This is a genomic window from Micromonospora sp. NPDC049203 (assembly GCF_043197215.1).
Classification (GTDB): Bacteria; Actinomycetota; Actinomycetes; order Mycobacteriales; family Micromonosporaceae; genus Micromonospora.
Genome location: NZ_JBICSV010000007.1, coordinates 246,339 through 265,612 on the forward strand (window position 1 = coordinate 246,339; position 19,274 = coordinate 265,612).

The window sequence follows — 19,274 nt, forward strand, 5'->3', positions numbered from 1 at the left end:
GACGCCCAGGGGGCGGGTGAAGCCCCACGGGTGCCGGCGGCGGCGGGGCCGCGCCGGCTCGGTACCGCCGGTGTGGCGGGCAGCGTCGTCCCTGGACATGGTCAAAACCCCCGCTCTGGCGCACACGCGCCCTCGCCAGGTTCAACGAGTCCGGTGCCGGGGAGGTCGCTGTCGGACACCCGTCCGGGTCACCGGACCGGCCGTGACCAGGAGGAGCGTCAGCGGCCCCGGCGGGGCAGCGGCAGGTGGCCGGGCAGCAGTTCGGTGCCGAACGTGACCCCGGCCGCGCGCAACGCGGCGATCAGCGCGTTCTGCACCAGATAGGAGTCGGGTAGCCGCCAGCGGGCGTGCTCGGGCGCGACCACCCAGCGCACCGTCCCCTCGGGCAGCCGGGTCGGCGGGGCGGGGATCCACGAGCCGGGTCCGTGGCGCACCACGTGGAAACAGTGCTCCAACTCGGGCCGCAGCGGGTCGCCGGGGCGTACCAGGAACATCCAGCGGCCGGTCGGGGTGACCAGCGCGGGCCCGCGTACGCCGAAGCCGGCGGGATGGGTGGCGACCGCGTCCAGCACCTGCCGGCCCAGGTGGGCGGCGACCTCCAGGACGTCGAACGCGCGCCCGGTGGGCAGCAGGATGCCGTGCGGGCGGTTGCGCCACCAGGCGGCCACCCGGGCCGGGTCGGCGCTGGCGGCGTGCTCCCAGTCCTCGAGCGCCGGGTGGCAGCCCACAGTGGGGCAGCCGGCCCGGCCGCAGACGAACCGGCTGTTCGCGAGGCAGGCGCCGGGGGTGACCGGCCAGTGGTGCAGCGCGTACCGCATCGCGACCCGGCGCAGCCGGACCCGCTCCAGCGGCGAGAGGTGAGCGACGCGCGGTCGGACGTTCCTCCACATGTCTGCCGTCCCCTCTGGCCCCGCCGGACCCTCCACGAAATAGCCCGCCGGACCGTCCACAAGATGGTCCGCCGAACCGTCCACAAGCCATACGTCGAAACCCGTCACTGCCGTAACCCCCGCTCGTTGTGCTGACGAACGGCCGGTGCAACTTGCACGAAAGCTACGAGAACTGGCTGGACGGTGGACGCACAACCTGTGCGATCGGCGCAACCTGTGGGACGTGGGGGGACCGGCCGGCACCGTGAGGGGGAGGGAGCGGGGATGGACGAACTACCCATAGGCCGGCGCGTGGCGTACTGGCGGAGTCGCCGCAAGATGTCCCAGCAGGTCTTCGCCGATCGGCTCGGCAAGTCCAAGAGCTGGGTGGACAAGGTGGAGCGCGGCGTCCGGCGGCTGGACAAGTTCTCCGTGCTCTACGAGATCGCCGACATCCTCCAGATCGACGTGCAACTGCTGCACGGCCGGGACCCGGAACGGCGTACCGACGCGCTCAACTGCATCGACCAGGTCGAGGTGGAGGAGATCCGCACCGCCCTGGAGCGGTACGACTCGATGAGCGCCTACTTCGACGCGGCACCCTGCCCCCCGCCGCTCGCCGACATGCGCAAGGCCGTGAACCACGCCTGGCTCACCTACCAGTACGGCCGGTACGGCATGCTCACCCGCGCGCTGCCCAAGCTGCTGCGCGACGCCCAGGCGGCGGACGCCGGCTGCGCCGGTGACGACCAGGTACGCGAGGCCGCCCACCTGCTCGGGCAGGTCTACCAGATCGCCTCCTCGGTGCTGCGCAAGCTCGGCGAGTGCGACCTCGCCTGGCTCGCCGCCGACCGGTCGATGGCGGTGGCCCAGCGGGCCGACGACCCGCTGCTGGCCGGCATCGCCACCACGAGGGTCTGCAACGCGCTCGTCGCGATGGGCCGCCCCCGGCCCGCGCTGGAGCTCAACGTCCGCATCGCGGGCCGGCTCGCGCCCGGCGGCGACAACGACGTCACACCGGAACGGCTCTCCGTGTACGGCCTGCTGCTGCTCCAGGGCGCGATGGCCGCCGCCCGGATCGGCGACTCGGCGACGGTGGACGACCTGCTCGCGGGCGCCGGTGAGGCGGCCACCATGCTCGGCGGCGACCACAACCACTACTGGACCTCGTTCGGCCCGACCAACCTGGAGCTGCACCGCGCGGCGGCGGCGGTCGAGCTGGGCGACGGCGGCCGGGCGGTGGAGACGCACATGCGGTTGTCGGTGCCCGCGTTCAACGCGTTGCTGCCGGAACGGCGCGCGCATCACCTGCTCGACCTGGCCCGGGGCTACTCCCAGATCGGTGACGTCGCCAACGCGGGGGACATGCTGCTGCGCGGCGACCGGCTCGCGCCCTCCGAGATCCGGTGCCGCCCGATCGCGCACGAATTGATGTCCGAGATTCTCCGTCGCACACGTGGTGCGCCGCCTCCGCCGATCGCGGAGTTGGCTGAGCACATGGGAGTCGGAGTATGAGCGATCCGCGCATCGCCAGCGGGCACCGGCGCGTGCTCTACGTCATCGCCTGCGGTTCGCCGCTGGCCCGTCACGTCGGCCGGCTGGTCGACCTCGCCCAGCGGGAGGGCTGGACGGTCTGCGTGGTCACCACGCCGGACGGCGCGAAGTTCGTCGACCGGACGGCGCTGGCCCGGCAGACCGGCCATCCGGTGCGTACGCACTACAAGAACCCGGGTGACCCGGACGTGCTGCCCCCGGCCGACGCCATGCTGGTGTGCCCGGCGACCGTCAACACGATCAACAAGTGGGCGGTCGGCATCACCGACACCCTGGCGCTCGGCCTGCTGATCGAGGCGCAGGGAATGGGGGTGCCGATCGCGGCCGTCCCGTACACGAACGAGGCGATGGCGGCGCACCCGGCGTTCCGGGCCAGCCTCGACCGGCTCGCGCAGTGGGGCGTCCGGGTGGTCTTCGGCGACCACGTCGTACGCCTGCACCCGCCCGGCACGGGTGAGCGACGCGCGGACGCCTTCCCGTGGGACGCCGGCCTGACCGCCCTGCGCGGCGCGGACCGGCCGGTCGCCCCGGTCGCCTGAGCGGTGGGCGTGGTTCCCGGGCTCGCCCGGGGACCACGCGCGGCGGCGGTCGGCGTGTACCGGCGCGGACGCCGGTAAGCTGGCCGCCCGTGAGCACAACCGTCGCCGACGTGGTGGCCGCCCTGGACCGCCGTTATCCGCCTGCCTGGGCCGAGGAGTGGGACCGGGTCGGCCTGGTGCTGGGGGAGCCCGACAACCCGGTACGCCGGGTCGCCTGCGTGGTGGACGTGGTCCCGGAGACCGTGGACGAGGCGCTCGACGTCGGCGCGGACATGATCGTCGCGCACCACCCGCTGCTGCTGCGCGGCGTCTCCTCGGTGGCCGCCACCACGTACAAGGGCCGGATCGTGCACCGGTTGATCAAGGCGGACGTCGCGCTGCACGTGGCGCACACGAACGCCGACGTGGCCGACCCGGGGGTGTCCGACGCGCTCGCCGCCCGGTTCGGGCTCACCGGGCTGCGCCCGCTGCACCCGCCCCGCCCCGGCTCGCCCGCTGCCGGGCCCGGCCGGGGCATCGGCCGCATCGGTGAGCTGCCCACCCCGATGACGCTCGCCGAGCTGACCCGGCTGGCCGCCGCCGTGCTCCCGGTCACCGCCTGGGGAGTTCGCGCCGCCGGGGATCCCGGGCGTATGGTTCGTACCCTCGCCGTCAGCGGCGGCTCGGGGGACGGCTTCCTCGCCGAGGCGACCGCGGCCGGGGTGGACGCGTTCCTCACCGCGGACCTGCGCCACCATCCGGCCGGGGAACACCTCGCCGCCGGTGGCCCGGCGCTGCTGGACGCCGCCCACTGGGCGACGGAGCGACCCTGGCTGGACGACCTGGCCGCCTTCCTGGCCGCCGAGCTGGACGTCGAGACCGTGGTGTCCGACCTGGACACCGACCCGTGGACCGTGCACGCCGCCGCGCCCCGGCCGGACGACAAGGAGCCCCGACGTGAAGGCTGACCCGAAGGTGCAGCGCCGCCTGCTCGACCTCCAGGCGATCGACACCGCGCTGGCCCAGCTCGCGCACCGCCGCCGCAGCCTGCCGGAGCGCGCCGAGCTGGAGGCCCTGGCGCGTGAGCTGTCCGCGCTGGAGGACGAGCGGGTCCGCGCCCAGGTGGCGGTCGACGACCTGGACCGGGACATCGCCCGGATCGAGAAGGACGTCGACCAGGTGCGGGCGCGCAAGAGCAAGGACGAGGCCCGCCTGGCCTCGGGCAGCGGCCCGGCCCGGGAGCTGGAGGCGATCCAGCACGAGCTGGTCTCGCTGAACCGCCGGCAGAGCGACCTGGAGGACGCCGAGCTGGAGCTGATGGAGCAGCGGGAGACCGCGCAGGGTGTGCTCGACGGCATCGAGAGCCGGCTCGCCGAGACCCGCGAGCGGCGTGCCGCGACCGAGCAGCGCCGCGACGAGACCCTGGCGGAAATCGCCAAGGAGGAGGAGTTCAAGCGCACGGCCCGCCAGCCGCTCGCCGGTGACCTCCCGGCGGACCTGGTCGGCCTCTACGACAAGATCCGCGAGGACACCGGTATGGGCGCCGCGCTGCTCACCGGTGGCCGCTGCGGCGGCTGCCGGCTGGAGATGTCCGGCGCCGACCTGGCCCGCATCCGCAAGGCCGACCCGGACGACGTGGTCCGCTGCGAGGAGTGCCGGCGGATCATGGTCCGGACCAACGAGTCGGGACTGTAGCCGCCGTGGCGGTGCGCGCGGTCGTGATCGAGGCCGACGGCGGCTCCCGGGGCAACCCCGGCCCGGCCGGCTACGGCGCCGTGGTCCGGGATCCGGAGACCGGCGAGGTGCTCGCCGAACGGTCGGAGTCGATCGGTACGGCGACGAACAACGTGGCCGAGTACCGGGGCCTGATCGCCGGGCTGGAGGCCGCCGCCGAGCTGGGCGCGGCCGAGGTCGAGGCGCGGATGGACTCCAAGCTGGTGGTCGAGCAGATGTGCGGCCGCTGGCAGATCAAGCACCCCGGGCTGCGCCCGCTCGCCGCCCAGGCCGCCGGGCTGGTCGGCCGCTTCACCGCCGTACGGTTCACCTGGGTGCCCCGGGAGCGCAACCGGCACGCCGACGCCCTGGCCAACGCGGCGATGGACGCCGCCGCGTCCGGTGCCGCGCCGGAAGCGAAGGCCGAGGCGCGGGCGGCGACTGTCGTGCGGGCCACCGGCACCGATCCGGCCACCACGCCCGCCTCCTGGGAGCCGCGCCCGACCGAGGAGGCCACCCGGCTGATCCTGGTGCGGCACGGCGAGACCGAGCGCACCGTGCAGAAGCGCTACTCCGGCCGGGGCGACGTGCCGCTCACCGAGCGCGGCCGCGCCCAGGCCCGGGCCAGCGCCGCCCGGGTGGCCGCGCTGGCGCCGTCCGTCGCGGCGGTGGTCAGTTCGCCGCTGTCGAGGTGTACGGCCACCGCCGAGGCGGTCGCCGCGCAGGTCGGAAACCCGCCGGTACGCACCGACGACGACCTGATCGAGTGCGACTTCGGGGCCTGGGAGGGGCACACGTTCGCCGAGGTACGCGAGGGCTGGGCGGCGGAACTGGACGCCTGGCTCGCCTCCACGGCGGTCGCCCCGCCGAAGGGCGAGTCGTTCGTGACGGTGGCCGAGCGGACCGGGCGGGCTGTCGACCGGCTGCGGTCGGCGTACCCGGGGGAGACGGTGGTGGTGGTCTCGCACGTCTCGCCGATCAAGCTGGTGCTGCGCGACGCGCTCGCCGCGAGCGACGCGTTCCTGCACCGGCTCTACCTGGACACCGCCGGCATCTCGGTGCTGGACCTGTACCCGGACGGCGGCGTCGCGGTCCGTTCGGTGAACGACACCTCTCACCTCACGGACGTCTGACGGCCGTTCGGCGCATGCCGACGGCCGCTCGGCGCATCGACATCCCCCGATCGAACGTGACCCCTGTCACAGGGTCGTAGCCTCCGGCCGTCACATGGCCCGCTACGAATGCCCGGAGGGTGTCACATGGCCGCACCGGAATCCGAGGCGCCGGACACGGCGCGATCCAGGGCGAAGGACAAGAGTCCCTGGAACTGGTTGCTCTTCATCCCGATCGTGGTGCCGCTGATCCCGGCACTGTTCAACGCCGACTCGCCCCGGCTGTTCGGCTTCCCGCGCTTCTACTGGCTGCAACTGGTCTGGATCCTGCTCGGCGTCGGCACCACCACGCTCGTCTACCAGATGACCAAGAAGCGGGGTGACCGGTGAGCGCGAGGAGTGAGCCGGGCCTGCGAGCCCCGCAGTCGCGAACGAAGGGGGCACAGTGATGTGGCGGGACCACCTCACCGAGATCATCGTCTTCGCCCTGCTGTTCCTGCTGGTCAGCGCCATGGGCTTCGTGGCCGCGCGGTGGCGCCGGCCGACCGACATGGCCCACCTGGACGAGTGGGGACTGGGCGGGCGCAGCTTCGGCGGCTGGATCACCTGGTTCCTGGTCGGCGGTGACCTCTACACCGCGTACACGTTCGTGGCGGTGCCGGCGCTGATCTTCGGGGCCGGCGCGGCGGGCTTCTTCGCCGTGCCGTACACGATCGTCATCTACCCGCTGGTGTTCCTGGTGCTGTGCCGGCTCTGGTCGGTCTCGCACCGGCACGGCTTCGTCACCCCTGCCGACTTCGTCCGCAACCGGTTCGGCTCGCCGATCCTGGCGCTGCTGATCGCGATCACCGGCATCGTCGCCACCATGCCGTACATCGCGCTGCAACTGGTCGGCATCGAGGCGGTGCTCAAGACCATGGGCGTGACCGGGGACAGCGCGGTGGCCCGGCACCTGCCGATCATCATCGCGTTCGCGATCCTGGCCGCGTACACGTACCAGTCGGGGCTGCGCGCCCCGGCGCTGATCGCGTTCGTCAAGGACTCGCTGATCTACATCGTGATCCTGGTCGCGGTGATCTGGCTGCCGTACAAGCTCGGCGGCTGGGGCGCCATCTTCGACGCCGCCGACGCGAAGTTCCAGGCGTCACCGGCGCCCGGCGACGGCATCCTGCTCAACCAGAACAACCAGATCCAGTACGTGACACTGGCGTTCGGCTCGGCGCTGGCGCTGTTCCTCTACCCGCACAGCATCACCGGCGTGCTCGCCAGCCGGAACCGCGACGTGATCAAGCGGAACATGTCCGCGCTGCCCGCGTACAGCCTGCTGCTGGGGTTGATCGCGCTGCTCGGCTACATGGCCATCGCGGCGAACGTGAAGCCGCTGCCCGGTGCGAAGGAGGGCACCACCGACGGCAACACGGTGGTGCCGCTGCTGTTCGACCAGCAGTTCCCGGACTGGTTCGCCGGGGTCGCGTACGCCGCGATCGGCATCGGCGCGCTGGTCCCGGCGGCGATCATGTCGATCGCGGCGGCGAACCTGTTCACCCGCAACATCTACAAGGAGTACCTGAAGCGGGACGCCACCCCGGCGCAGGAGGCGAACGTCTCGAAGATCACCTCGCTGGTGGTGAAGGTCGGCGCGGTGGCCTGCATCGTCTTCCTCGACCCGCAGTTCTCCATCGACCTCCAGCTCATCGGCGGCGTGATCATCCTCCAGACGCTGCCGGCGGTGGCGCTGGGCCTCTACACCCGCTGGTTCCACAGGGGCGCGCTGATCGCCGGCTGGGCGGCCGGGATGGGCCTGGGCATGTGGATGCTCTACCAGGTCGGCAACCCGGCGACCGGGAAGAAGCACTTCGCCGGGTCGGCGTTCCCACTGGAGAAGTTCGGTTTCGACACGCCGAAGACGATCTACGTCGGCATCGTGGCGGTGCTGGTGAACCTAGTGGTGGCGGCGCTGCTCACGCTTGTGCTGCGCGCCGCGAAGGTGGCCGACGGCCCGGACGGCACCACGCCCGACGACTACTTCGCCGACGAGGGCGACCCGCGCGTCACAGCCGACGCCGACCGCGCCGACTCCGCGCCGGAGCCCGTGGCGTGAAAGGAAGGGCCCCTTATTAACGCATTCTGCATAACAAGGGGCCCTTCCTAACGCACCTCAGCGGCGGCGGTTGCGGGCGTCGAGCGCCTCGTTGAGGCGGTGCAACATCTCCGCCAGCGTCTCCCGGTCCGCCTCGGGCCAGGCGGCGAGGATGTCGCCGTACAGCCGGGTGCGGGCCGCCCGCACGGCGGCCATCCGCTGCAGGCCGGCCGCCGTCGCGGAGATCACCGTGCCGCGCCCGTCGGCCGGGTCGGGGGTACGCGAGATCAGCCCGTCGCGCTGTAGCGCGGAGACCTGCCGGGTCACAGTGGAGCCGTCCAGGCTCAGCCGCGCGGCGAGCGCCGACACGTTCTGCGGGCCGGCCGCGTCGAGGTGCCGCAGGATCACGTACGCGGCGCGGTCGAGCAGCCGGTGCTCCATCGTGCCGGTGCCCCGGCGAGTCGCCTCGCCCAGGCGCATCAGCAGCGCCACCTCGGTCTCGATCCGGCCGAGCGTGGCCTCGGGGGCATGGACGTCATCGCTCATAGCTGTATGATACAAGGAAAATACCTGTATGATACAGCTATCTGGGAGGTTGCGGGGTGGATCGCCGATCCGAGCCCAACCGCAGTGCCATCTACGCCACCACGCTCGTGGCGTTCCTCGCCATCGCCGGCATCGCCGTCGTCGACCCGATCCTGCCCGCCATCGGCGAGGCGATCGGCGTCACCGCCTGGCAGGTCGAGCTGCTCTTCACCGCGTACATCGCGGTCATGGCCGTCGGCATGATCCCGGCGACGCTGGCCAGCGGCCGGTTCGGTTTCAAGCCGGTGCTCGTCACCGGCGTCTCGGTGGTCGGCCTGGCCGCGATCGGAGCCTCGTTCAGCAACGACATCGTGCAGCTCTCCGTGCTGCGCGGCGTCTGGGGCCTGGGCAACGCCATGTTCTTCGCCACCGCCATGGTGGTGCTGGTCAACCTGGCGAACGACAGGGAATGGGTGGTCGGCCTGTTCGAGACCGCCCTCGGCCTCGGCTTCGCCGTCGGCCCGCTCATCGGCGGCCTGCTCGGCGAGGTGAGCTGGCGGCTGCCGTTCTTCGTCTGCGGCGTGTTCATGGTGCTCGCACTCGGCGTCGCCGCCCGCAAGCTCCGCGAACCGGCTCACAAACAGCCGCCGGTACGCCTCGGCCAGATCTTCGCCACCTACCGCAGACCCGCGTTCGTGACGCTCTGCGTGGTCACCGCCGCGTACAACTTCGTCTTCTTCGTCGTCCTCGGCTACACGCCGCTGTTCCTGCGCCTCGACGTCATCCCGCTCGGCCTGGCGTTCACCGGCTGGGGCCTCGGCCTGGCCGCCGGCATCCTGCTCATCGGGCACCGGCTCGCCCACCGCATCGGCGCGGTGCAGACCGTCGGCGTCGCCCTCCTCGGCCTGCTGGCCTGCATGGTCGCGTTCGCCACCTCCACCGGCACCGCCATGTCACTGGTAGTCCTGGTGATCGCCGGCCTGTTCATGGGCCTCGCCAACGCCAACCTCACCGACCTGGCGCTCGGGCTCGGCTCCGCCGACCGGCGCGTCGCCACCGGCGCGTTCAACCTGGTCCGCTGGGGCGCCGCCGCACCCGCGCCGATCATCTCCGGCAAACTCGCCGAGCACAGCCTCGCGCTGCCGTTCTGGGTCGGCTTCGGAGTGCTCGCCGCCGGCCTGATCGCCTACCTCGCGTTCGGTCACCTGATGGCGGCCGGCTACGGCGAACGGGTCATCTGGAACCGGGCCGCCCGCCGCGCCGAGCACGCACCGGAGGAGCCGGTGGGGGAGGTCTACTGACGGGTCCGGTCTTGCCGCACGGCGTCAGGTGAGCGCCCGCCACAGCAGGTAGCACCCGATGGCCGTGCCGAACACCACGATCACCGTCTTCAACACCACCTGCGGCAGCCGGCGGGCCAGCCGCGCGCCCGCGTACCCACCGAACAGGGTGGCCGGCGCGACCACCGCGACCGCCGCCCAGTTCACCGGCCCGAACAGGGCGAACACGACGAGCGTGGTCAGCCCCACCACCGCCGAGAGCAGGTTCTTCACCGCCGACACCCGGGCCAGCGTCGCGTCCAGCACCAGCGCCAACCCGGCCACCAGCATCACCCCGAGGGCCGCGCCGAAGTAGCCGCCGTACACGGTGCCGAGCGCGACCATGGTCTGGACCGTGACGGTACGGCGGCGCGCGCTGAGTCGCTCCGGGTGGCCGACCAGCCGGCGCAGCGGACCCTGGAACGCGAGTACGGCTGTCGCGCCCAGCACCAGGAACGGCACCACCAGCTCGAACGCGCGCGCCGGGGTGGCGAGCAGCAGCGCGCACCCGGCGATCGTGCCGAGCACGGCGGTGGGCAGCAGCGACCACAGTTCCCGCCCGCGCGGCAGGTCCACACGGCTGCCCGCCACGCTCGCCACGTACCCGGGAAAGACCGACACCGAGTTGGAGACGTTGGCCGCCACCGGTGGCAGGCCGGTCGCGATCATCGCCGGGAACGTGATCAGCGAGCCACCACCGGCCACCGCGTTGACTGTGCCCGCGGCGAGACCGGCGGCGAGCAGGAGCGCGGCGTCGGAGAGATCCATGGTCCCCCGAGGCTAGTACGGCGCCAGCCTCGTTGCCGCGCTGGCCTTGCGCGTCCCGTATGCGGTCTGTTCTGGCTTTGCGTGCTGCCCTGGCTCGGGGTGGACCGGGGTGGAAATGGCGGCGGCGGGTGCGTCGTTAGGATGAGGGCGCGACGGACGAGTCGACCGGGCGGTCGCGTCGACGGGCTCCGGCCCGTCGCCGAGGAACGTCCGGACTCCACAGGGCAGGGTGGTTGCTAACGGCAACCCGGGGTGACCCGCGGGACAGTGCCACAGAAAACAGACCGCCGGCCCGTCACGGGACGGTAAGGGTGAAACGGTGGGGTAAGAGCCCACCAGCACCCCGGGTGACCGGGGTGGCTCGGTAAACCCCACCCGGAGCAAGGCCAAGAAAGGGCCGTCACCGCAAGATGACGACCCGCGCAGACGCTTGAGGGCTGCCCGCCCGATGTCTGCGGGTAGGCCGCTGGAGCCTGCCGGCGACGGCAGGCCGAGATGGATGGCCGCCGCCGGTGCGCCTACGGGCGTGCCGGGCACAGAATCCGGCGTACAGGTCGACTCGTCCGTCGCCCACCAGCTCAGAGCTGTGATCAAGGCTCTGAGCTGGTTCTATGTCCGGGTGTCGATGGTCGTTCATGGTCAACATTGGGCGGCGTTTGACGCCCTGACGACGCCCTGACGCCCTGGAGACGCCCTGAGCGCCGGCTCAGTTGACCTCTTCTCGGGTCGGGCTGGCTGTGCCGCTGTGGGCCGTCTGAGGGGCCGACGCTCGACGGTTCCGGAGCGGGGCCGGCGGCTGTGGGGGAGGGTCGGGCACGTCCTGGGGTGGAGCTGGTGCCGTGACTCCCCGACACGGTGGCAAGCCAGTCCCGGGGTTGGACTGGCGCGGCAGCCGGAAGCCCGGACCACACGACCAGGTCGACTTGCAGGCTTCCGTCACGGCCTCGTTGAGGCTGATTCAACTTCCCGTGGGGGCGGTGTCCCGGCGGCTGTCGGTGGCTCACCGCCCCGGCGCCGTAGGCGGCCGGGGCGGCTTGCCGCCGGCCGGGCTTGCCGCCCCGCACAGCGCGGAGCGCGGTGCCTTGATCCAGAAAAGAGTAAATCGGCAGCATCTCCTTGCGGTGTGTTGTTCACGCGTTGCAGTTCGGAGCAGGATCGATCTAGTCAAACTCTTCTTCAAACATTTTCAGCGCTTCGGCCGCAGGCTTACCCTCGGCTAGGTGACAGAGCAAGCGGGCGAAAACTATCCAGCCAAAATCCCGATTATCTCGGGGCTCGGTTGGAAGAGAGCTCCTTACAGAGACGGACAGGACTCGGGCCGCTTTGCTCTCACCTGTGGCTAGCACGCGTGCTAGATCAAGTACACCGAACCTCCAAGCCGCACCATCTGGGGCAGCGGAGCGAGCGACATCGAGCTGAGGTAGGTCCATAATGTGAAGGAAAAAGTCGCGAGCTTCGCCGGGGGAGGGCATGAGCATCCTCGTGGCCGCTTGAAGCCCGAGATTGTGGAGGGCCATCCCCACAGCCTCTCTGTACAACGGCATATCGCCCATGAGAGCGACCAACGCATCGAGTTCTGTCCTAGCCTCCTGCCATCTGTCCTGTCGCAAAATTGCCTCGATCAAAAGTCGCCTTAGCTCCAAATAGAGGTTCCCGGCACCTGCACCTTCGTGGACCAGGCTGTTTCGACACAACAGCTCTGCCTCCTTGAAGTGATTCGACTGGATTAGGTCATTCGCGCGTAGGGCAGCCTCGCGCGCGCTGACAATGTCATGGCTAGGAAGCCTGCTTGCAAGATCTTCCAGCGTGCTTAGCAGCGGTGCCGCCAGTTGCCTATCGCAGCCGTCTCCACTCAAGAAAGCCGATACGGCCTGACTGCACAGGAAGGATGCAGCCTGTTGGGAATCGGGGTCAAGGGAAATTGAGTACAAGTAAGGCACGACTGGCTCTATAAGTTTCACGGCCTGCATGGTCTTGCGGCTGTCGCGGCCCGCCCGGTGCAGTAGCACCGTGGCGAGGTAAATTCGAGTTTGCTGCAGAATGAGCTCGTTTGGTTCGTCGATCAGATCAAAGAGCGATAGCTCGGCTTCGAGCAATCCTTGTGCATCAGTCAAATTCCCCTGCGCATGATGGAAGCTTGCAAGGTTACCTAGCATGACGGCTGCACTGTTTGTGGCAACACCCAGTCTGCGAAGATGCCCGGCCAGAATCTCCGCATGGGGAGCAATCACGTGAACGCGGCCCGCTTCTCCATTATGCATCGCTGCTTCGAGCCAAAGGTCGACATAAAATGCCACTGTATCCAAGATCGATGAAACCTCCGCTTCGGAGTGAATCTTCTCCACCCTTTCGCGGATCACCTCCTGAAGGATGCTGTTTATTGTAATTGTGGTGCGGGCTCGCGGGTCGTCGTTATACGCTGGGGGTAGAGGGAGGTCGTCGCGCGAGAACGACACCCGCTTAAGCAAGCGAAAGGCTTCAGGAATTTCCGGTTCGTCGCTGAATATTGTCCCGCGCGTGGAAGGCACCTCTTCCGGGGGGAGTCTCGCGGTCGAGACGATCAGTTGAATTGGAATTCGGCGTTGCGCAAGGTAAGAGGCGGCAATCAGGGAGTCATTCAATAGCTTTGCAACATCATCCGTCTCGGCCATAGAGTAGACGCGTGACATCCCTAGATCTATGGCGGCTACGAGTGTTCTGGGGTATCCGGGCGGCACAGAGGTCTTGTCGTTTAGCGATCGAATTTTCAAACTCTCTAAGTAGTGTTCGATATGATCTAGCCCGAATCCGCAACTGCGCAGGTAGGCGGCTGCTAGTTCCAATGCAAGAGGCCAACGCTCCAACGCTTCCGCCAGCCTGTGGACAGCAGGTTTGCTGGCTTGTACGTCAAAGGATTCATGCTGCATCCGGGCTAGAAGGAGTGCCTCGGCCTCAGGTGGAAGCATTGAGGTCACGGTTATACGTGCACTGCTTCCAAAGCTGTGAAGGCTGTCTAGGGACGTGATAATCACGTGACCATTGCCGATGCGGGGAATCCATTGCTCGGACGACGCTGCATCTGCATCATCCATGATAAGGAGCCACTTGCCCGGAAAGGAAGCCATTCGCTGGTGGATGAGCGTCCTGAGCGAATTAGTGTCAAGCTTTTGGTCGAGGTCGAACCACAGCGCGATGTTGCGGAAAGACTCAAATAGGGCCGATTCGTTGGAGGCGTCGGTCCAGAGGACTAGATCGTAAAGGTCCAGATACTCTGCGACGTATGCTGCCGCTGCACTAGACTTTCCGATTCCGGATGGACCGGTCAGCGCTGCTCGCGTTGTTGATCGAGATTTTGGCTGCTTATTCTTCAGAGCTTCGAAGAGTCGTTTTGTTATGTTCGGCCTTGCAATGTCGGGGACTGGTGGCATAACTCCAACAACACGTCCCCAATCTTGCCCTCCGAGTGCTTCGCTCAAAATCGCATCATCTAATTCTAATGTATTTCGCAATTCTTCCATCGGCCAGACGGCGCAATCAGCTGTGGCTGCTCTCCGCAGGGTGTCGGACAATAGAAAGGATACGAGCAAGCCGCTCGACTGGTGTCCTACTCCACGTCGCTGGCCCCGTCGCCATTTTAGAATCGATTCCCGTATGGCCTCGTGCAGCTGGTCGCGGTCGCGGCTGTCCGCGACCACTCGACATCGCTGCAACCGCTCGATCTGCATGTCAGTCAGAGAATTCAACTCAGCGAGAGCTCGGGGTGAGCCACGTAGAGTGTCGGCTATAGCCTCGCGCAGCGCGTCGGCCGATGAACACCTCGGAATTAGTTTTTCGAAGAAGTGTTCGAGACGAGAAGATACAATTGCGTTTGTCAGAAGTAGATAAGACTGGGCATCATTTCGTGCGATAATCTTCGCAAAGATTGTGCACGCTTCTGCCAGTCCAATCTTTGCGCCGGCGGACCGACTTTTTACCTGTGCAGCGATAAGTGCAGCTCCGGAGTCGTCAACCATGTCGAAGTCAACTGCATCCACTTCGTTGGGGTTCGCCGGGTGCGGCTCACCTTCGATGCGACATGCGAAGACCGCGGGATTGCCGATGGCCATGAGCATATACTCAAGCGTGCGCAGATACTGGTACTGAAAACCGCGAGCAGCGGCCCGCCCCCCGTCGATCCCGGTCATGGGTCCTCCCTACCGCCTCCACGCTGGGCATCGAGATCCACAGTATTGATAGAACTCAGAACTATCAAATGCTGAAATCTGACAGCGGAACTACCGCATCGGTTCCACCACCTACGAGCCTGATTCAGCTTGGCTCATGCCGCGTCATTGGCAGGCGTGGCCCTCACGCCGCTTCGAGAAGGCCGGCTGGGATCAGACGCGAGGCCCAAAAGTATTGGTTTCAGCAGCGGCGCGGCAAGCGGCAGCCTGTGGGACCGTTTCAGGCTGTCGGGTGCTGCTGGTCTCGATGTAGCCTGTACGTGCGGACGACAGTGTCGATGGAGCCGTCTACATAGGTGATGTGTTCATCCTCGATGAGGAGCGCGCCCACCTTGACAGCGAAAAGGTCGGCGAGTTGAGCATCGGCGCTGACCTCCCTCTTTTTGATGTGGGCTTCAGATCTTTCGTCTGGCCCGTCTGTGCGCTGCCGAGGGTTTGCGTAACTTCCGCGCCCGTGTTCAGTAGCAACCATTTGCGCTTCGCGCAGGACTGTTATTGCCTGGCGGATTGTGCCGCGACTGGCCCGAAACTCGGCGGCGAGGGAACTCTCAGCCGGCAAGAGGGCGCCGGGCGGGATAAGGCCGCTCTTGATGCGTTTCCCTAGTTCCTCGGCGATGGCGCGGTAGCGGGGCTGTCCGTGGTGCGGGGTGGGCACCTGCTTACCGTACCTGGCACTTGTCTTACCAAGTGTCAACCAAGCGACCTATTTCTACGTCTAGACAACTCGTCCACTTGTAGATACGTTTCGTGATGTGCGGTGAGGGTGACGGCTCGTGCCAGGGGTGGTCTCGCGCCGGCCTTGGCCGCACCTGAGCGTGGCGTCCTGTCGGGCCGGTTGCGGTAGCCGCGCGGACAAGCTGGCTCGGCGATATCCGTGACCTGTCCCCGTCGGACGGTGCGCCGTGCCTTCATTCGAGCCGGTGGCCGGCTGCATTCCCCCGTAGTCGGCCACCGGCTCTCTTCTACCTGTGGAGGTGCGATGTCCAACCGTCCTCATCGCCGCCGGCTCTTCCCCTGGTGGCCCCGGAAACGGCACCCCGTGATTTCAACGACAAGCAACGTCCCACCAGCCACGCGCCCGGTGGTTGTCCCGCCGGCCTTGCGGTGGTCGGTCGAGCAGACGAAGCGGTCGTCCACGTTGCGGCTCAGCCCGCTGATCACGCGAGTCCAGGTCTACGGGGACGGCGTAGGGCGGTGGCCGCGGTGACTCCTACGAACAAGCGTGCCGGCGTCGTGAACCATCCGGACTGGTGTGCCCCCGATCGCTGCGGTCACCTGGTCCCGCCGCTCATGTCGGAGATGGTCCGCCATCATCGTGGTCCGACGCACCGGATCGGCGACGCTCGCGGGGGCGGGATGGTGGTCGCGTACCTCATCGGCGTCGACGCTCGGACGCCCCTGATCGCGGTGCATGCGACGTGTCGGGCCGGCATCGGCTGGGCTGAACTGTCCCTGTCGCAGGCCGCTGACCTGATCGAACGCCTCAGCGGTTTGGTGGTCGACGCCGGCAGAGAGCCTGGGAGCCACAGTGACTGAGCCGAAGAACGAGCCGGGGAACGTCATGAGGCCGGTGACGGGCGCTGTCAGATGCCCTGCGTGGTGCCGAGGATGCGGGCCGAACGACGCGATGCACCGAGGTTTCCTAGCCACCGTTGGTCGGGAACGGACGGGCTGGGTCAGCGTTCAGATGCTGCTCGACCGGTTCGCGCGACGCGACCTGGTTGTGAAGCTCGACGCTACCCGCAACGGCGCGACGCAACCCGTGCTGCTCGACCGGATCCGTTTGGACCGGCTCATCTACGAGCTGACCTATGCCCGGCTGGTGATGATGACCAAGGGCCAGTACCTGGAAGAGCACGATGAGCACCCCTGAGCGTCGGCGCCCTGGCCGGGCTCCCTCGCTTGCTGGGCGACAGATCAAGCGGCCTGCGGCGCCAGTCGCTCCGGTTCCCGAACGCCCGGCCGGGGGGACCACCTGGCAGACGTTAGAACGTCTAGGGGGTACGGTGACCGGTGTGCAAGGTCGGGACTGGCGCCCTCGCTACCTGCAACTCGCGGAGGAGTTGCGGGCAAAGATCATGGGCGGAGAGTTGGCTCCCGGCACCCTGATGCCGAGTGAGACTGAGCTTGCCGAGTCGTCCGGACTGTCGCGCACTAGCGTGCGTAACGCGATCCGGCAGCTCCGCGAGTGGGGCCTGGTCCGTGCCGAGCAGGGACGCGGCACCTACGTGCGTGCACCCCGCCAACGGGTACGACGGCGCAACGCCGAGCGCTACCAGTGGGAGAAGGATCGGGTCCTGCTCGATGAGGACGAGCGGTTGAAGACCGGCGCCACCGAGCATGACACCGGCCTGACCATCGACGATCTCAAGTTCCACGCCGAGTACACGCGCGTGGAGGCCGATGCGGAGATGGCGGCGGCCTTGCAGGTTGATCCGGGCGCCACGCTGCTGCGCCGGGTCTACTGGACTTCCTCCCGGCATGAGAACGCGCCGCTGACGGTGTCTTACTCGTATCTGCCGTACGACCTGGTGGCCGCGAACCCGGACCTGCTCGACGAGGGCAAGGAGCCGTGGCCGGGCGGTACACAGCATCAACTTCACACCATCGGCATCGAGCTGGACCGGATCGACGACGAGATCCGCGCACGTCCGCCTTCGCCGGACGAGGCCGAACTTCTCGACATCGACCCGGGCGTCTCTGTCCTCACCGTCCGGAAGACCTCAGTCGACACCACGGGCCGGGTAGTCGAGGTCGCCGACGTCGTAATGCCGGGGGACCGCACTGAGCTCGTCTACTCCCACAAACTCCAGCGGTGGAAAACTTGACGCAGCTCGTCTCGGTCGTCACCCCGGTCCACGCGCCCAGCATCGAGCACCTTGCCGACGCCTACGAGTCGTTGGCAAGGCAGGAGATGCCCGCCGGGTGGGACTGGCAATGGCTCGTCCAGGAGGACGGGCAGACCGGCGCCCTGGCCGACGCGCTGCCTGACGATCCCCGGATCAGTCTCGGCGCCGGTCGTCCCGGTGGGCCTGGCGTTGCCCGTACCCTCGCGCTTTCCCGGGTCTCGGGTGACCTCATCAAGGTCTTGGACGCCGATGACCAGTTGACACCCGGGGCGCTCGCCCGAGACATCGCCGCGTTCGACGCGCATCCGCAGATCGGTTGGAGCACCTCGCGGGTACTCGATCTGCTGCCCGATGGGTCTACCGCCGGCTGGGACAAGGATCCAGTCGGCGGGGTCGTCGACCGCGGTGCGGTCCTGTCGTTCTGGCAAGCCAACGACTACCGAGCATCAGTGCACCCGGCGACGCTGTGTCTGCGGCGGGATCTCGTCTTCGCCCTGGGCGGCTGGATGGCGCTTCCCGCCTCAGAGGACACGGGCCTGCTGCTCGCCGCAAACGCCGTCAGCGCCGGCTACTTCACGCGGGAGTACGGCCTGCTCTACCGCAAGTGGCCCGGCCAGGTCACCAGCCAGGCCGCACACCGGGAGCCGGCCGAGTATCAAGGCCGAATGCGGATCATCGAGGCCAGAGCCAACGCCCTGGCCTCGATGCTGCCGAACGGTCTGCCGCTCACTCCTCTGGCGTAGCCTCGTGCCCCGGCATGCCGTGGGTGCGCCGACGCTCCTTCATCTCCGCTTCGTAGATGTGCCGCCGGCCGCCGGCCAGCTTCTCCCGCGCGTCCCGCTCGATCTCCTGGAACGCGGCGAAATAGCCGTCGTCGAACTCCTCCACGATCTGGAACGTCCAGCGCCCGGGGAGTAGGTTTCGCCCCAACAGTTCGTGTTCCACGCGGTCAGCCAACTCGTCGTGTCCTGCCTTGCGCATCAGCTCGACTACCCGATCGAGAGTCAGGTCAGCACCGCCGACCAATTGATGGGCAGAGTAGAGGTGACCCCGCACGCGGTGAACGGTCTCCAAAGCTTTGCTCAACTCGCCCAAGGCCTCAACGGTGATGTCGTCGAGGCTGGCAGGGCGCCGGTGATCCTTATGGACCGCTTGCTGCAACTCCTTGTCTGGCATGTTCACCAACTACCCCGCGAGGCGGACGCATCACTTCCTTCCTCGCCGTGCGATCAAGTCGGCGAGCAACGGTTGTGCTAGGCCAGCAGGGGGAGGCAGCCAACCCCGCCGATGACGACCAAGATCAGAGCGATGACCCGGTCGAGGATCTGGCCAGGCATCTTGATGGAGAAGTTGAGCTCGAACACGTCCGACTCCCTCGATAAATGATGTGTCTGGAAAAGACTCTAGTGATTGGGTCCAAGGTCTTGTGGTCAGGAATCTCGCTGGCGCCTTGAGTGTTTACCGCGCCGTTCTTTAGTGATACTGTCCTCAATGTAACCTCATTCATGACAACATGTATGACGTTCTGAGGTGGGGTAATTTCCAGCTCACGGCCTGTTTCTTTTGACGGTTGAGCTGATGACTCGAGGGCTGGTTGAGCCAATAGCCGAAAGCGCTCAAATCTCTAGTTGCCTGGCAATTAGGGCGCTAATTGCTTGATTCGTGGTCTCCGTCACATTGATCTTCGGGGACAATTTTTCGGTCGCCGGAGACGCTGGGCTCGCGGCCATGAGGTCAAGTTGGCCGAGGGTTCGGGCGCCCGGCC

At 67.8% G+C, this 19,274-nt stretch carries 18 protein-coding genes and 1 other RNA gene; 13 read left to right on the forward strand and 6 right to left on the reverse strand.

What is annotated here, in order from left to right:
• Nucleotides 1–218: 218 nt before the first annotated feature.
• The gene (locus tag ACGFIA_RS20840) at nt 219–890 is read right to left on the reverse strand and encodes a bifunctional DNA primase/polymerase (protein ID WP_357470390.1); all 672 of its coding nucleotides are present in this window, start codon (nt 888–890) and stop codon (nt 219–221) included.
• 264 nt (nt 891–1,154) lie between these two features.
• Between ACGFIA_RS20840 and ACGFIA_RS20845 the strand changes: the two genes are divergently transcribed.
• The 7 genes from ACGFIA_RS20845 (at nt 1,155) to mctP (ending at nt 7,867) form a co-directional block, all read left to right on the forward strand.
• Nucleotides 1,155–2,384 (forward strand): helix-turn-helix domain-containing protein, encoded by a 1,230-nt coding sequence (locus tag ACGFIA_RS20845; protein ID WP_357389112.1) that lies wholly within the window; start codon nt 1,155–1,157, stop codon nt 2,382–2,384.
• The gene (locus tag ACGFIA_RS20850) at nt 2,381–2,962 is read left to right on the forward strand and encodes a flavoprotein (protein ID WP_357389110.1); all 582 of its coding nucleotides are present in this window, start codon (nt 2,381–2,383) and stop codon (nt 2,960–2,962) included. The genes ACGFIA_RS20845 and ACGFIA_RS20850 overlap by 4 nt, the downstream gene beginning before the upstream one ends.
• An 89-nt stretch (nt 2,963–3,051) precedes the next feature.
• Nucleotides 3,052–3,909 (forward strand): Nif3-like dinuclear metal center hexameric protein, encoded by an 858-nt coding sequence (locus ACGFIA_RS20855; RefSeq protein ID WP_357476570.1) that lies wholly within the window; start codon nt 3,052–3,054, stop codon nt 3,907–3,909.
• The gene (locus tag ACGFIA_RS20860; protein WP_151501372.1) at nt 3,899–4,636 is read left to right on the forward strand and encodes a zinc ribbon domain-containing protein; all 738 of its coding nucleotides are present in this window, start codon (nt 3,899–3,901) and stop codon (nt 4,634–4,636) included. The genes ACGFIA_RS20855 and ACGFIA_RS20860 overlap by 11 nt, the downstream gene beginning before the upstream one ends.
• A gap of 5 nt (nt 4,637–4,641) precedes the next feature.
• Nucleotides 4,642–5,787: a bifunctional RNase H/acid phosphatase gene (locus tag ACGFIA_RS20865; protein WP_357389106.1), complete on the forward strand. Its 1,146-nt coding sequence runs from the start codon at nt 4,642–4,644 to the stop codon at nt 5,785–5,787.
• 126 nt (nt 5,788–5,913) lie between these two features.
• Nucleotides 5,914–6,156: a DUF3311 domain-containing protein gene (locus tag ACGFIA_RS20870; protein ID WP_357389104.1), complete on the forward strand. Its 243-nt coding sequence runs from the start codon at nt 5,914–5,916 to the stop codon at nt 6,154–6,156.
• 58 nt (nt 6,157–6,214) lie between these two features.
• Nucleotides 6,215–7,867: a monocarboxylate uptake permease MctP gene (gene mctP, locus ACGFIA_RS20875; RefSeq protein ID WP_357389177.1), complete on the forward strand. Its 1,653-nt coding sequence runs from the start codon at nt 6,215–6,217 to the stop codon at nt 7,865–7,867.
• Between the two features lie 57 nt (nt 7,868–7,924).
• On the opposite strand, the gene ACGFIA_RS20880 is transcribed toward mctP, so the two are convergent.
• Nucleotides 7,925–8,392, reverse strand: coding sequence for a MarR family transcriptional regulator (locus tag ACGFIA_RS20880; RefSeq protein WP_357389102.1), 468 nt, complete (start codon nt 8,390–8,392; stop codon nt 7,925–7,927).
• Between the two features lie 56 nt (nt 8,393–8,448).
• Here ACGFIA_RS20880 and ACGFIA_RS20885 point away from each other — a divergent pair, with 56 nt between their 5' ends.
• On the forward strand, nt 8,449–9,672 hold the full coding sequence (locus ACGFIA_RS20885) for an MFS transporter (protein ID WP_393261463.1): 1,224 nt from the start codon (nt 8,449–8,451) through the stop codon (nt 9,670–9,672).
• Nucleotides 9,673–9,696: 24 nt separating this feature from the next.
• On the opposite strand, the gene ACGFIA_RS20890 is transcribed toward ACGFIA_RS20885, so the two are convergent.
• Nucleotides 9,697–10,458, reverse strand: a complete 762-nt coding sequence (locus ACGFIA_RS20890; RefSeq protein ID WP_393261465.1) for a sulfite exporter TauE/SafE family protein — start codon at nt 10,456–10,458, stop codon at nt 9,697–9,699.
• Between the two features lie 157 nt (nt 10,459–10,615).
• Here ACGFIA_RS20890 and rnpB point away from each other — a divergent pair.
• Nucleotides 10,616–11,024, forward strand: an RNA gene (gene rnpB, locus ACGFIA_RS20895) — RNase P RNA component class A.
• Between the two features lie 594 nt (nt 11,025–11,618).
• Here the strand turns inward: rnpB and ACGFIA_RS20900 are convergent.
• Complete coding sequence (locus ACGFIA_RS20900; protein ID WP_393261468.1) at nt 11,619–14,621, reverse strand: hypothetical protein; 3,003 nt, start codon at nt 14,619–14,621, stop codon at nt 11,619–11,621.
• Between the two features lie 259 nt (nt 14,622–14,880).
• Nucleotides 14,881–15,315, reverse strand: a complete 435-nt coding sequence (locus tag ACGFIA_RS20905) for a GntR family transcriptional regulator (protein WP_393261471.1) — start codon at nt 15,313–15,315, stop codon at nt 14,881–14,883.
• 578 nt (nt 15,316–15,893) lie between these two features.
• Between ACGFIA_RS20905 and ACGFIA_RS20910 the strand changes: the two genes are divergently transcribed.
• From ACGFIA_RS20910 to ACGFIA_RS20925, 4 genes are all read left to right on the forward strand, one after another.
• Entirely contained in the window at nt 15,894–16,196 is a 303-nt protein-coding gene (locus ACGFIA_RS20910) for a hypothetical protein (protein ID WP_393261474.1), read from the forward strand.
• A 151-nt stretch (nt 16,197–16,347) separates the two neighbouring features.
• Nucleotides 16,348–16,533, forward strand: a complete 186-nt coding sequence (locus tag ACGFIA_RS20915) for a hypothetical protein (RefSeq protein ID WP_393261477.1) — start codon at nt 16,348–16,350, stop codon at nt 16,531–16,533.
• A 133-nt stretch (nt 16,534–16,666) separates the two neighbouring features.
• On the forward strand, nt 16,667–17,488 hold the full coding sequence (locus ACGFIA_RS20920) for a GntR family transcriptional regulator (RefSeq protein WP_393261479.1): 822 nt from the start codon (nt 16,667–16,669) through the stop codon (nt 17,486–17,488).
• Nucleotides 17,476–18,252 (forward strand): glycosyltransferase family 2 protein, encoded by a 777-nt coding sequence (locus tag ACGFIA_RS20925; protein WP_393261482.1) that lies wholly within the window; start codon nt 17,476–17,478, stop codon nt 18,250–18,252. Before ACGFIA_RS20920 ends, ACGFIA_RS20925 begins: the two co-directional genes overlap by 13 nt.
• Here the strand turns inward: ACGFIA_RS20925 and ACGFIA_RS20930 are convergent.
• Entirely contained in the window at nt 18,236–18,685 is a 450-nt protein-coding gene (locus tag ACGFIA_RS20930) for a hypothetical protein (protein ID WP_393261484.1), read from the reverse strand. The two genes, ACGFIA_RS20925 and ACGFIA_RS20930, sit on opposite strands and share 17 nt — an antisense overlap.
• Between the last annotated feature and the right edge of the window lie 589 nt (nt 18,686–19,274).

What these genes read in the sequence shown, in the direction of transcription:
- ACGFIA_RS20840 (WP_357470390.1), bottom strand. Translation starts at nt 890, where the DNA reads ATGTGGAGGAACGTCCGACCGCGCGTCGCTCACCTCTCGCCGCTGGAG.
- ACGFIA_RS20845 (WP_357389112.1), top strand. Translation starts at nt 1,155, where the DNA reads ATGGACGAACTACCCATAGGCCGGCGCGTGGCGTACTGGCGGAGTCGC.
- ACGFIA_RS20850 (WP_357389110.1), top strand. Translation starts at nt 2,381, where the DNA reads ATGAGCGATCCGCGCATCGCCAGCGGGCACCGGCGCGTGCTCTACGTC.
- ACGFIA_RS20870 (WP_357389104.1), top strand. Translation starts at nt 5,914, where the DNA reads ATGGCCGCACCGGAATCCGAGGCGCCGGACACGGCGCGATCCAGGGCG.
- mctP (WP_357389177.1), top strand. Translation starts at nt 6,215, where the DNA reads ATGTGGCGGGACCACCTCACCGAGATCATCGTCTTCGCCCTGCTGTTC.
- ACGFIA_RS20880 (WP_357389102.1), bottom strand. Translation starts at nt 8,392, where the DNA reads ATGAGCGATGACGTCCATGCCCCCGAGGCCACGCTCGGCCGGATCGAG.
- ACGFIA_RS20890 (WP_393261465.1), bottom strand. Translation starts at nt 10,458, where the DNA reads ATGGATCTCTCCGACGCCGCGCTCCTGCTCGCCGCCGGTCTCGCCGCG.
- ACGFIA_RS20900 (WP_393261468.1), bottom strand. Translation starts at nt 14,621, where the DNA reads ATGACCGGGATCGACGGGGGGCGGGCCGCTGCTCGCGGTTTTCAGTAC.
- ACGFIA_RS20915 (WP_393261477.1), top strand. Translation starts at nt 16,348, where the DNA reads ATGCTGCTCGACCGGTTCGCGCGACGCGACCTGGTTGTGAAGCTCGAC.
- ACGFIA_RS20930 (WP_393261484.1), bottom strand. Translation starts at nt 18,685, where the DNA reads ATGCCAGACAAGGAGTTGCAGCAAGCGGTCCATAAGGATCACCGGCGC.